Annotated in this window: 12 protein-coding genes; 5 read left to right on the top strand and 7 right to left on the bottom strand. The window is 64.3% G+C overall.

The annotated features are described in order from the left end of the window. Positions 1-88 precede the first annotated feature (88 nt). The 6 genes from V6766_RS14195 to V6766_RS14220 all read right to left on the bottom strand — a co-directional run bounded on the left by V6766_RS14195 (position 89) and on the right by V6766_RS14220 (position 6411). Entirely contained in the window at positions 89-1624 is a 1536-nt protein-coding gene (locus tag V6766_RS14195) for a winged helix-turn-helix domain-containing protein (protein ID WP_448467452.1), read from the bottom strand. A 368-nt stretch (positions 1625-1992) separates the two neighbouring features. Beyond that, on the bottom strand, positions 1993-2919 hold the full coding sequence (locus V6766_RS14200; RefSeq protein WP_448467454.1) for an electron transfer flavoprotein subunit alpha/FixB family protein: 927 nt from the start codon (positions 2917-2919) through the stop codon (positions 1993-1995). Next, a complete protein-coding gene (locus tag V6766_RS14205; protein ID WP_448467456.1) occupies positions 2919-3677 on the bottom strand; it encodes an electron transfer flavoprotein subunit beta/FixA family protein in 759 nt (252 codons plus the stop codon). The genes V6766_RS14200 and V6766_RS14205 overlap by 1 nt, the downstream gene beginning before the upstream one ends. Before the next feature lie 2 nt (positions 3678-3679). After that, positions 3680-4426 carry an enoyl-CoA hydratase gene (locus V6766_RS14210; protein WP_448467458.1) on the bottom strand — a complete coding sequence of 249 codons (747 nt, stop codon included), beginning with the start codon at positions 4424-4426 and terminating at the stop codon, positions 3680-3682. Positions 4427-4435: 9 nt separating this feature from the next. Beyond that, positions 4436-5455: a phosphotransferase family protein gene (locus V6766_RS14215; protein WP_448467460.1), complete on the bottom strand. Its 1020-nt coding sequence runs from the start codon at positions 5453-5455 to the stop codon at positions 4436-4438. Beyond that, a complete protein-coding gene (locus V6766_RS14220; protein ID WP_448467462.1) occupies positions 5452-6411 on the bottom strand; it encodes a DUF7064 domain-containing protein in 960 nt (319 codons plus the stop codon). The genes V6766_RS14215 and V6766_RS14220 overlap by 4 nt, the downstream gene beginning before the upstream one ends. A 152-nt stretch (positions 6412-6563) precedes the next feature. Between V6766_RS14220 and V6766_RS14225 the strand changes: the two genes are divergently transcribed. Both V6766_RS14225 and V6766_RS14230 read left to right on the top strand, forming a co-directional pair. After that, positions 6564-7070, top strand: a complete 507-nt coding sequence (locus tag V6766_RS14225; RefSeq protein ID WP_448467464.1) for a PaaI family thioesterase — start codon at positions 6564-6566, stop codon at positions 7068-7070. A 61-nt stretch (positions 7071-7131) separates the two neighbouring features. Then, the gene (locus V6766_RS14230; RefSeq protein ID WP_448467466.1) at positions 7132-7833 is read left to right on the top strand and encodes a TetR/AcrR family transcriptional regulator; all 702 of its coding nucleotides are present in this window, start codon (positions 7132-7134) and stop codon (positions 7831-7833) included. Positions 7834-7836: 3 nt separating this feature from the next. Here the strand turns inward: V6766_RS14230 and V6766_RS14235 are convergent, their stop codons facing one another. Next, positions 7837-8985: a CaiB/BaiF CoA transferase family protein gene (locus V6766_RS14235; RefSeq protein ID WP_448467468.1), complete on the bottom strand. Its 1149-nt coding sequence runs from the start codon at positions 8983-8985 to the stop codon at positions 7837-7839. A gap of 221 nt (positions 8986-9206) precedes the next feature. On the opposite strand from V6766_RS14235, the gene V6766_RS14240 reads away from it, so the two are divergent. The 3 genes from V6766_RS14240 to V6766_RS14250 are packed head-to-tail and all read left to right on the top strand — an operon-like array spanning position 9207 to position 12730. Further along, positions 9207-10364 carry a 2-hydroxyacyl-CoA dehydratase subunit D gene (locus V6766_RS14240; protein ID WP_448467470.1) on the top strand — a complete coding sequence of 386 codons (1158 nt, stop codon included), beginning with the start codon at positions 9207-9209 and terminating at the stop codon, positions 10362-10364. Between the two features lie 26 nt (positions 10365-10390). Then, positions 10391-11728, top strand: a complete 1338-nt coding sequence (locus tag V6766_RS14245) for a 2-hydroxyacyl-CoA dehydratase subunit D (RefSeq protein WP_448467472.1) — start codon at positions 10391-10393, stop codon at positions 11726-11728. 30 nt (positions 11729-11758) lie between these two features. Continuing rightward, a complete protein-coding gene (locus V6766_RS14250; protein WP_448467474.1) occupies positions 11759-12730 on the top strand; it encodes an acyl-CoA dehydratase activase in 972 nt (323 codons plus the stop codon). Positions 12731-12744: the final 14 nt, after the last annotated feature.

Below are 12744 nucleotides of genomic sequence, written 5' to 3' on the forward strand. Positions count from 1 at the left end.
TCTTGACTTTTCGCAAGTTTCCACCGTCGGTGTCATGGTCGTCACCCGCCCCGCCCAAGCGCCGCAGTCTATCGCGGCCACGCCGGGCTTAGGCCGGATCGGATACGCCGGATCTGATGCTCTCGCTGACGACATCTTCGCCAAAGGCGGCCGAAAACGCCGCGATCGGTGCGTTCATGATATTCCGGCGATGCTCGCGTTTCTTGAAGCGGCGACCGAACACATTGTAGAGCAGTTGAAGCATGTGCGCCGCGATGGCCGATGTCAGCGCGGCGCCCGCGACCGTCCGGCTCATATGGCTTTCGTTCAGTTCGGGCGCGAGCAGCAGACCCAGGCGGGCATGCGCAAGCGGCGCTGTCATGCGCAGACGCTCGGCGAGCGCCTGCAACGCGTCGAGCCTGTTTCCGGCGCGCAGCGCACCGGCCTTCAGCAGCATCAGATAGATGAAAAACTCCGTGCCCGGCTCGGCGAGTTCCAGCGCCTCGTCGTAGAGCTGGCACGCGGCGTCGATGTCTCCCTCGATCGCCGCGATTTCTCCGCGTAGGGCCGCGGCGGTGGCAAAGGCGGAACCATGTCGGAGCGCCTGATCCACCAGACTTTCGGCGAGCGCCGTATGTTCGTTGTTGACGAACAGAAGCAGCTTGGCGACGGCCAGACCCATTTCGGGCATCTTTGGCAGCGCGCCCAGAACGGACAGGCTTGTCTCTTCAATCTCCCGCTCGATCGCCTGCCACTCCTCATGGGAAAGCCATTGATCCGGTTCACTCATGCTCTGCAGCAGGCGGGCATAGAGATTGAGTGCCCACATCACGTCCAGCCGTTGATCATGCGGGCTTTCCGCCATGGCGCGCTCGAGCATGCGCGCATTGTCCCGCCAACTGACCTTGTCGGGATTGCCGCTGAGCGTGAGCGCCGCGTCGTGCTGGCGGATCCATGGCGGCAGGTCATCGGGCAGCCCGCCGCTTTGCGGCGGCAGGGCGAGATGCGACCAGATGGCCTGCATGATGTCCTCTATCCCGACCGCATTGCTGCCTGCGCGATGATCGACCCGTTTCATGCCGATAAACTGGCCGGCATGCCTTAGAAGAAGCGCGGCGTGAAGAACATCGTCGTGACGATGAAAGACCAATTCGATGCTGAAATGCCGTGTTGCGACCCTGCCGGACTCCGCGACAATCACCGTCCTGTCGGAACCGAGGGCCGACTGAAACGCCTGATGGAGCTTGGCGAGATAGCGCCCCGCCTCCGCGCCGCCGCGCGTCAGACCGCGGATGGGTCCGATGATCAGAAACGCATCCGGGTTTTCGGCATTCACCGACGCGTGCGGCGCAATCCAGACATAGCCTTCGCCATATTGCGTGCGGATGAAGCGGGGCGCACGCGGCGCGTCCTGAAGCTTGCGCCGGAGTTGGTTGATCAGGAAATCGACATGACGGTCGCTGATGGTCTCGCTTTGCCCGCCGAGAACAGAGAGCAGGTCATTGCGGCTGAGCAGGCGTCCGTTATTGGCCGTAAAATGTTGCAGCAGGATTCTTTCCTGCCGCGTGAATGTCAGCCGCGCACCGTCCCCGCCACGGTCAGCCGTCAGGAAATCTTCTGAAAATTCAATATCAAGATACCGCATTCACCGACCCTATGGTCTGGTCGGCATATGGTAAAGCAAGCTTTGCGCGAGGCGCGAAATCCTTGATCGCAAACCGTGTTCACCTCCCTCTGCAGATTGGGTCGGGCCCTGCGGGGTACGATCTGTTACCCATGTTTCAGGAATGGACACACCAATGTGCTCGATGCCGCCCGCTCTGTGCTCAGATCTCGCCGAAGGCAGGTTGAGGAACCGGTAAGCGGCGTCATCGGTGGGTCGAACGGGCGCGCATGCCGTTCCCGACGAATCGCAAACCCCTGGCTGTGCTCAGGGGTTTGTCGGCAGTCTGCGCCCGCCATCGCTGGCGGGCCTTGTCTTGAGTACTTATGGAAAGATGGACGGGCGCCCGTTCAGACCTTCGAGGTCAGCTCCGGCACCGCCTCGAAGAGGTCGGCGACCAGGCCATAATCGGCAATTTGAAAGATCGGCGCCTCCTCGTCCTTGTTGATCGCGACGATGACCTTCGAATCCTTCATCCCCGCAAGGTGCTGAATCGCCCCGGAAATCCCGCAAGCGATGTACAGCTCCGGCGCCACGACCTTGCCCGTCTGACCGACCTGCCAGTCGTTCGGCGCGAACCCGCTGTCGACCGCCGCCCGCGATGCACCCACCGCAGCACCCAGCTTGTCCGCAAGCGCCTCGATGATCGCGAAATCCTCTTCCGAGCCCACGCCGCGCCCGCCCGACACCACGATCCTGGCCGAGGTCAGTTCGGGGCGGTCGCTCTCCGCCACCTTGTCCTCGACCCATTCCGAAAGCCCCGGATTCTCGCCCGCCGCCACGTCTTCGAGCGCCGCCGATCCACCCATGGCCGCCGCCTCGAAGGTCGAGGTCCGGAAGGTGATCACCTTCTTTTCATCCTTCGAGCGTACCGTCTGTATGGCATTGCCCGCATAGATCGGCCTCTCGAAGGTTTGCGCATCCACCACGGAGGTGACATCGGTGAGAACCATCACGTCCAGCAGCGCCGCGACCCGCGGCAGGATATTCTTTGCATCCGTCGTCGCCGGCGCGACGATATGGCTGTAGCCAGAGGCCAGCGATACGATCAGCGCCGCGGTAGGCTCCGCCAGGCGGTGCCCGTAAAGCGCATCCTCGGCCACCAAAACCTTGGCCACACCGGCAATGGTCGCGGCCTCGGCCGCGGCCGCCCTGGCCTGCGCGCCCACCGCCAGCACCGTCACCTCGCCCAGAGACTGCGCCGCGGTGACCGTCTTCGCGGTGGCATCCAGCGCCAGCGCCCCGTCGGTGATTTCTGCAAGAAGAAGTACCGCCATCAGATCGTCCCCGCGTCTTTCAGTTTCGCCACAAGCTCATCGACCGAGCCCACCATGATCCCCGCCGCACGCGCCGTGGGCTCGACGGTCTTCACCACCTCCAGCCGCGGGGCGACATCGACGCCGTAGTCGCCGGCCGTCTTCTCGTCGAGCGGTTTCTTCTTCGCCTTCATGATGTTGGGCAGGCTGGCATAGCGCGGCTCGTTGAGCCGCAGGTCGGTGGTGACGATCGCCGACAGCGAGACCCTGATGGTCTGCAGCCCGCCGTCCACCTCACGCGCCACCACGGCGCTCTCGCCCTCGATTGCCAACGTGTTGGCGTTGGTCGCCTGGGCGAAGCCGGTCAGCGCCGCCAGCATCTGGCCGGTGGCGTTTAGGTCGTTGTCGATGGCCTGCTTGCCGCAGATCACCAGGCCGGGCTCCTCGTCCCTGACGATGGCGGCGAGGATCCTGGCCACCGCCAGTGGCTCGATATCGCTGTGCACGTCCTCGGCGGCGACCACCAGGATCGCCCGGTCGGCGCCCATCGCCAGCGCGGTGCGCAGCGTCTCCTGCGCCTGTTTCACCCCTATGGAGACCGCAATCACCTCCGAGGCCTTGCCCGACTCTTTCAGCCGGATCGCCTCTTCCACCGCGATCTCGTCGAACGGATTCATCGACATCTTCACATTCGCAAGATCGACACCGCTCCCGTCGGCCTTAACACGGACCTTCACGTTGTAGTCGATCACGCGTTTTACAGGTACCACGATCTTCATGCCTAAACTCCCTTTCCTGATGCGTCCGGCGGGGTGAGGATCACCTCACTGTTCTTTTCCTGCGCGAAGCTCGCCTCGAATGCCAAGGCCTCGCCCAACGGCAGGGCAAGCCCGCCGTCGATCAAGGCCTTGATATTCCGCGTTCCCGCGCGCGGGTGTTGGGCCACCGCGCGTGCCAGTTCCAGCGCCTCCGGGATCAGCGCGTCATCCGGCACCACGCGGTTGACGAAGCCGATCCGCGCTGCCTCTTCCGCGCTCACCTTGCGCGCGGTGAGCGAGATTTCCTTGGCCAGACAGGCCCCCGCCACCCGGGGCAGCCGCTGCGACAATCCCCAGCCGGGCAGCAGCCCGATCACCGCGTGGCTATCACGGAACCAGGCGCTTTCGGCGGCCACCACCATGTCGCAGCACAGCGTTATCTCGAACCCGCCGGTCACCGCCAGCCCGTTGATCGCCGCGATCACCGGCGTGCCGCAGCGGGTGAACGCGCCGCCGATATCACCATCAGACACGTTTTCGGTGACGTTCCTGCCCGACGCGGCCAGTTCCTTCACGTCGAGCCCGGCACAGAACGCCCGGCCCGTGCCCGTCAGCACGATGGCCCGAACGCTGTCATCGGCGTCGAGCTCGGCCAGCACGCCGACCAGAGCCGCCCGGAGCGCGCCGTTCAGCGCGTTCAGGGCATCGGGGCGGTTGAAGGTGAGCATCGCCACCCCGTCCGCAATGTCGATCAGAAGCGGATCGTTCATAAGGCCTCCTCAAACGGTCAGCGGCGCGGCCAGAAACCGCTCGGCGGCGGCGATGAAGCGCGGCGCCTGTGTGGCGTCGGCGTAGTAGGAATCCCGCGCCTCGCGATGCTGGTAATCGTAAAGCACGGCGAGCTTCCACGCCGCCATCGCCGCGTACCAGCCAATGCGGCTCATGTCTGCGCCGGTCAGCTCCGCATAATGCGCGAGCACCGCGTCGCGCGGCGGGCAGCCGGGCAAAAGGAAGACCGAGGACAGTTCCTGCGTGGGGGTCAGCACTTCGCCCGCGACCGGATAGCAGCAGGCGAAATAACCCAGGTCGAACAGGGGGTCGCCCAGCGTCGCCAGCTCCCAGTCGAGTACGGCAAGCAGCCGTGGCGGAGCCTCCACCGACCAGATCACATTTCCCAGCCGGTAATCGTTGTGGATGATCGCGGCGCCGCTTTCCGGCGGCGCGTCGCTCTCGAGCGCGGTCGCCATATCGGAGAGGAAGCCCGGCACCGGCCCCTTGCGGGCCTCCATCAGAGCCTTCAGGCGCGACAGGTGGCGGGCGTTGAAATTCTCGGGTCGCCCGAAATCCGACAGGCCAACGGCACGCCAGTCCACCGCATGAAGCTGGGCAAGCCCCTCGACCAGCCCGAAGGCCAGCGCCTTGCCGTCGCGCACGGCATCGAAGGCCGGCGGCAGCTCGGTGGTCAGGACATGGCCCGGCACGTGGGACATGATGTAGAAGGGCACGTCCAGCACCTCGCCCGGCTGCGCCACGGCGACGACGGTCGGCGTGGGCACCGGCTGGCCGGCCAGCGCGCTCAGAACCTTCGCCTCGCGCAGCACGTCGTTCGCGCCCTTGGGCAAAGGCGGCGGCGGCGGGCGGCGCAGCACGGCGTTGCCGCCCGCCACGCGGATCAGATAGGTGAGATTCGAGTGCCCGTCGCCGATGGCGCGCGGTTCGGGCGCGCCGCCGTAGAGCCCCTTGGCCTTGAGGAACTCGGACAGCGCCGCGAGGGTGAACTCGTCCCAGGTCCAGCTCATGCGCCCTGTTTCTTCAGCTCGATGAGGTTGTCGAGATAGCCCTGCGGCCACTGGCATTCGAATTGCCCAGCCGCCGGGCGCCCATCGATGCGGGCGCGGCAGGCGGCCTCCATGATGATCGTGGCATAGCGCCCGCCGGTGGGCAGCTTGACGAGACCGAAGCGCTCCATCTCCAGCTCGCAGGCGCCGCCGCGAATGTCGGTGATCGCCACCGCGATGCTGCGCTGGGTCATGTTGTCGTCGAACTGGGCTTTCTGCTCGACGCTGGCGATGGGCACCAGCTCTCCGTCGCGGATGACATAGCCCCCGACGCCCCAGTCCCCGTAGGCCTGCCAGATCCAGGCGTTGACCACGCGGCTGGCGTCGGGCGTGTAGCCCACCAACCATTTCCAGTGCTGCGGCGCCTGCCAGTGCCGCACGCCCCAGGAATGATCGCGGTGGCCGACACGGTCGAACGCGACACGCCTGCCGTCCCATTCGATGAACCCCTTGACCCAGCCCGATTGCTCCAGCCGGTTGTGGGCGAACCACGACGGCAGCCCGTCAGGGTTCGAGCGGTAGCTGAACGGATCGTGGAAGCCTTCGAAGCTGTATTCGAGCTTCACCCTGGCATTTTCGTAGCGTACCAGTGCGGTGCGCTGATCGGCGGGCTGGCGCACCTCGAGCCCCTCGAGCCGGAAATCGTCGAAATCCATGCTCTCGGGCACCTCGCCCTGCACAAGCTCGATCACGTAAGGTTTTCTCTCGCCCCCCCAGAGGATGAGGTTGAAACCCGCCTTGCCTTCGCCTGTGAGGTAAAGATAGCACTGAAAGCCCAGTTCGTGATCGGGCATCATCAGTTGCCAGAAGAGCGAATCCCGGGCCTTGCCGCCCGCTTCGGGGCGGTGGCGCAGATCGTCGCCCGGCAGGTAACCGGGATCCGCCACTTCCGGCGCGGTGCTTATCCAGTCGATCATCTCTCTCCTCCTCCGGGCATCGGCACATTCTGCCACAGGATACATGGGGGTCAAAATATATCAACATACATATAGTAATCTAGTGAATTATTTTCTGGACAGGTGAGCCTCACTCCGCTCTGATAGTGCAGAATGCTTGGGGAAGGAGAGACATGAGCCGACAGGACGCCGCCGATCTGGTGCTGAACGATATTCCCGACGATCCGCCCGACGGGTTCCGGCCGCTGCCCATGGGAGACGGATTCAACCTATATCTCGGGCCGCTTTACGGCAAGATGACCGACGGCAGCCTGCGGCTGGGGATGCGGGTCGGGCGGCGGCATCTGAACCCGCATCAGACCATGCATGGCGGCATTACCGCCTCTTTCGCCGATATGCAGCTTTATGCCTCCCAGCAGCACGATCCGGCGTTGCGTACGCAACTCATGCCGACGATTTCGCTGTCGCTCGACTATATCTCGCCGATCGTGCTGGGCGACTGGCTCGAAGGCCAAACGATGACGCTCAAGGCGACCAGCGCGGTGCTGTTCCAGCAGACGCTGGCCCGGGTGGGCGACCGACTGGTGTTCCGGTCGAGCTGCATCTACCGGCTATCGGGCCGCGTGGCACCCGAAGGCAGCACATTGGGCGCGACATTTTCGGATATTCCACTGGAGTGATGGACAGCGGAGCGGTTTTCGGGAATAAAGGCGTACCACCAAAGTGAGTAAGCCTTAGGACATGGCGCCGACCAATCCCCCCCGCCCCGCCGCCCGCAGGCTGCCCCGCGATCAACGGGTCGCGGCGATTCTGCAAAGCGCACGCGCAGTGTTGCGCGAACGTGGCTCGGAGGCCTTCACCACCGCCGAGGTGGCCGAACGCTGCGGCACCTCCGAGGGCACGATCTACAAGTATTTCCCCACCCGACGCGACCTGCTGGTGCAGGTGGCCGAAAACTGGTTCGAGGAATTCCTCTCCGAGGATTACCCCGCCCGCCGGGACGGGCCGATTTCCGAACGGCTCTATCAGGCGATCTGGTGGTCGTTGTCGATCGTGCGCCGTGAACCGGCGCTGACGCGCTTTGTGCTGATGGAGCTGCGCGCCGATCCGGATTATCGTAAGATGGGCATCTACCGGCAGAACCGCGAGGTGGTGAAGCGGGTGATGGTGGTGGTCTCTGATGGGCAAAAGTCAGGCGACTTTCGCGCCGATCTGAACATAAACCTGGTCCGCGACATGATCTTCGGTGCCATCGAGCACCAGACCTGGGCCTATCTGCGCGGCGAGGGGAATTTCTCGGTCGACGCTTCGGCGGCGGGGATCACCAAGATCGTCATGCGCGGCATCCTCGCGGGGGAATGCGCCGCTGCGGATCCGATGGCCGCAACGGTCGACCGGCTGGAGCGGCTCATCGAAAAGCTGGAAGCGCGGCTCGACGAATAGGGCTCAGGCGCCGGCGATCACCCCGGCGTCGCGGAGAGCGGCGATGCGGCTTTCCGACAGACCCCAATCGGCCAGCGCGGGCGCGGTCGTGGCCATGGGATCGGGCGGCGGCCCCTGAATGGCGCTCGGCGTGCGGCTGAAGCGCGGCGCGGGCGCCGGCTCGCGCACCCCGTCTTTCTCGAAATACGTGGCGCGGGCGCGGGCCGAGGGATGGCCTGGCGCCTCGTCCATGTCGAGCACCGGGGTCACGCAGGCATCGGTGCCGCTGAACACCGCCTCCCACTCGTCGCGCGTCTTTTCGGCGAAACGCGCGGCAAGGATTCCGCGCAGTTCGTCCCAGCGCTTGCGGTCGTTCTGGCCCGGCAGACTGTCCGCGTCGAGGTCCAGCAGCGAAATCATCTCGGCGTAGAAGCGTTTCTCCACCGCGCCCACTGCCATCCACCTGCCGTCCTTCGTCTCGTAGACCGCGTACCAGGGCGCACCGCCATCGACGGCGTTCGTCCCGCGCTCCAGCGACCAGAACTTCGCCTGACGATAGCCTGTATGCATGGCCATCAGGCTCGCCACCCCATCGACCATCGCCGCATCCACCACCTGCCCCTGCCCGGAGGTACGCGCCTCGGTCAGCGCGGCCAGCAGCCCCATGGCAAGATAGAGCGAGCCGCCGCCGAAATCGCCCACGAGGTTCAGCGGTATCACCGGTGCGCCGCCCTTCGGACCGATGGCCGCCAGGGCGCCCGCCATGGCGATATAGTTGATGTCGTGTCCGGCCATATTCGCCATGGGCCCCTCCTGCCCCCAGCCAGTCATGCGGCCATAGACCAGCTTCGGATTGACCCCGAGACAAACCTCCGGCCCCAGCCCCAGTCGCTCCATCACACCGGGACGAAAACCCTCGATTAGCATGTCTGCACCGGCGACCAATTCGGTCACCAGCGCCACGCCGTCGGGCGATTTCAGATCGACTCCCACCGCGCGCTTGGAGCGATTGAGGAAATCGAAGCGCGGGTCGATGGCAAAACCCAGATCTCCGGTCGCCAAGCGCTGCACGCTGATGACCTCGGCCCCCATGTCGGCCAGCAGCATCGCACAGAACGGCGCCGGCCCGATATTCGCCATCTCGACGATACGCACCCCGGTCAGCGGACCCATGTACTTCTCCTTATTGAGTCTTAATTACCATTTCTTTCAGGCACCGAGAGCCTCGCGAAAACCGCAGGCACCGAGCCATTAAGTTAAGTCAATCATGCAGTTGTTTGCCCTGAACGTCAAACAAAAACGCTAGCGTACAATTCCTATTGATCGAAACGAAAGGTGAGCTATACTCATTTACAGCGAGCGGAAGAGGAACCGCGATGCCAAGGGAGGACAAAGTGGACAGATCCGAGATCATCGAACGCCTTGCCGCAGCGGCGCGGGACCCGCTGGGTTATGCAAAGGTCTGGAAGGCAAGGACCGGCAAGCCGGTGATCGGGTCGTTCCCGATGAACTTTCCGGGCGAGCTGGCCCATGCGGCCGACACGTTGCCGATGATCCTGCAGGAAAGCGACGAGGCCATCACCGTGGGTCATGGCGTGCTGTTCCCTTTCTACTGCGGCTACACCCGTTCGATGGTGGATCAGGCCGCGCGAGGCGAATTCGACGTGCTCGACGCGATCATGTTCGGCGACCATTGCGTGCAGCTTCTGGGCATGGCCGACGCGATCCGCATGAAGCTGCCGGAGACTCGGGTGATCTTTTTCCAGCTCATCTCGTCGATGTGCGATCCCTGGACCCAGGGCCGCTCGGAAGAAAGCTTTACCAAGCTGCGCGAGGAGCTTGAGGATTTCGTCGGCCACAAGGTCGCGGACGACAGGCTGCATGCCTCGATCCGGCTATTCAACCGCAACCGCGCGCTGATCCGCAAGCTTTACGAAATGCGCAAGGCGGGCACCGCGCCGCTCAGTTCGGTCGAGATGCAGCATGTGGTGAAAAGCTCCATGGTCATGGACAAGGCCGAGCACACCGGGTTGATCGCTGCGCTGATCGAGACCTTCGGCACCGCCCCCGCGCCTGCCGGGCGTACCGTGCGGATGCACCTTTCCGGCCATTTCTGCCAGGCGCCGAAGCCCGAGCTGCTGGCGATGATCGAGGAATGCGGCGTCACAATCGTGGGCGACGATCTCTACCACGGTTTCCGCTACATCTCGACCGACGTGCCAGAGGCGGGCGACCCGGTCGCGGGGCTCGCACGGTGGTATATGGACCGCAATACCGGCGTGCCCTGCCCCACCCGCGTGCAGAACAACGTCGACTGGGATGCCTATCTGCTCAAGGCCATGCGCGAGGAACGCGCCGACGGGATGATCGTGCTCATGGCCAAGTTCTGCGAGCCGCACATGTATTACTACCCCGAGGTCAAGGAAGCCTTCGAAAAAGCCCGGATGCCGCATCTGCTAATCGAGACCGAGCACGAGGGCATGGCGCTCGAAAGCCTCAAGACCCGGGTCGAAACTTTCGTCGAAATCGTGAAACGCCGCGAAGCCGCCTGAGCCCTTCCGAGAACAGGAGACATGCCATGAACATCGCCGTCCAGCCCACCGAGGGCAAGAAAGCCAACAAGCTGAAATCGACCCGCATCGCGGGCAAGCTCGTCAACGACTATTGGGAAATGGTCTGGCGCGCAAAGGAAGAGGGCAAGCTGATCTGCTGGTACGAAGGTTCGGCGATCAACCCCTTCCTCGAGGCCGCCGACATTTGCTGGGTCCATGGTGAGGCCTATTCCGCCATGCTCGCCGCCCGCCACCAGGAGGTGAAGGCGCAGCAGGTCGCCGAAGAGCGCGGCTATATGCGCGAACTCTGCTCCTACGCCCGCACCCATCTGGGCTGTGCCGTGTCGAACCAGCGGTTGCGTGGCGATGGCACCGGCGCCGCGGTGCCGGACGAGGACGACCTGACCTGGAAACTGCCCGCGCCAGACATGATCATCTCGGCCTATGCCTATTGCTCGACCGGCCAGCAATGGGACGAGATGACCTCGCGCGTTTTCGGCAAGAAGGTCCCGATCTTCAATGTCTCGATCCCGTGGATCTGGGGCTCGAAACCCGATGCCGCCTATCTTCAGGGCGAGGAGTGGGAAGAGACCTCGGATTACGTCACGCGCCAGCTCTTCGACATGATCAAGTTCATCGAGGAGCAGACTGGCAAGCCCTATCCATGGGACAGACTCTACGCGATGATGGCCGACATCAAGCGCGCCTCGGAACTGCGGCTCGAGGCGATGGATCTGTGCACCGCGCAGCCCGCACCCGCCAGCTTCTTCGACTGGGTGGTGTCGATCGCGCCGATCAACAACCTGCCAGTGGCGGGAGTGAAGGACTATTTCGAGACGGTACTCGACGAAGTAAAGGCCCGCGTCGCCAGCGGCGAGGGCTGCGTGCCGGACGAAAAATACCGGCTCTTCTTCGACGGCATCATGAACTGGAACAAGGTCGGCTGGCTGGCCAACAAATTTGCCAATTACGATGCGGCGGTGATCGCCGGGCGCTACACCCATATGGCCTTCTGGCAGGAACCGTCGCTCATCGATCCCAACGCGCCGCTGCGCGGCATGGCGCAGAACTTCCTGATCTGCCCCAACAACCACGCCTCGCCGATCCTGATCAAGCTGATCATGGACCTCTGCCGCAAGTTCCAGGTCGACGGGATGGTGATCCACGCCTCGCGCACCTGCCGCGCCTTCACCAACCCGCAATTCCTGATTGCAGAGACCGCGACGCGCGATCTGGGCATACCCACCTCGATGTTCGAGGGCGATGTGACGGACGAGAGCTTCTACAAGGACGAGGTGCTCAACAGCCGGGTCGAGGCGATGCTCGAAGCCATCGAATCCCGGCGCATGGCAGGGGCGGCCTAGGCCGCCGCGCGCAAGGAAAGGAGCGAGCATATGAAACGCTATGTGATGGGGGTCGATTTCGGCTCCACCACCGCCAAGACGGTCATTCTGGACCTCAAGGGCGACATGATTGCCCAGTCCGTCGCCCATATGGGCGCGGTCTCGGGCGGCGGGGTCACCGCCTCGATGGAACAGGCGCTGGAGGCGGCGGGGCTCACCCGCGACGACATCGGTCGCACGGTCTCCACCGGTTACGGGCGGCGGATGCTGGAGGGCGCTGACAAGAACTATACCGAGATCACCTGCCATGCCCGCGGCGCCGTCTCGATGGTGCGCGACGCCCGGCTGGTGATCGACATCGGCGGGCAGGACAGCAAGGTCATCTCAGTCGATCAGAACGGGCTCGTCGCGCAATTCGCCATGAACGACCGCTGTGCCGCGGGTACGGGAAAATTTCTCGAAGTACTGGCGCGGGCGGTCGAGATCGACCTCGATCAGTTGGGCAAGGTGGCGCTCGGCGCCAAGGAGAAACTCAAAATCTCGTCCATGTGCGCGACCTTCGCGGAAACCGAAGTTATCTCGCTGCTGGCCGAGGGGCACCCCAAGACCGATGTACTGGGCGCGGTGCACGCGGCGATTGCCGCGCGAACGCTGGGCCTTGTGGGCCGGGTCGGCAAGAAGGGCCCGGTGGTGATGACCGGCGGCGTCGCCCGCAACGCTGCGGCGGTGCACTATATCCAGGAGGCGCTGGGGATGCCGCTGATCCTCCCCGACCGGCCGCAGATCGCCGGCGCGCTCGGTGCCGCGCTGATCGGGCTCGACGATTACCGCGCCGAGAACAGGGACCGGATCATTTCCGAAGAGGAAGACATGGCATATGAGGCGCAGATGGCCGAGGACAAGGCCTGCATTCCCGGCTGCCGGGGCGTGCCCGAGTTGGCCGTGGACCCGCGCGAGAAGCAGCCCGCTCCCCGCGAAGGCGGGTTGAAGTCGCTGCTCAGTTCGATCCAGAACCATCTCTGACGGACGCCGAGGCC

Source organism: Martelella sp. AMO21009, from assembly GCF_053484295.1.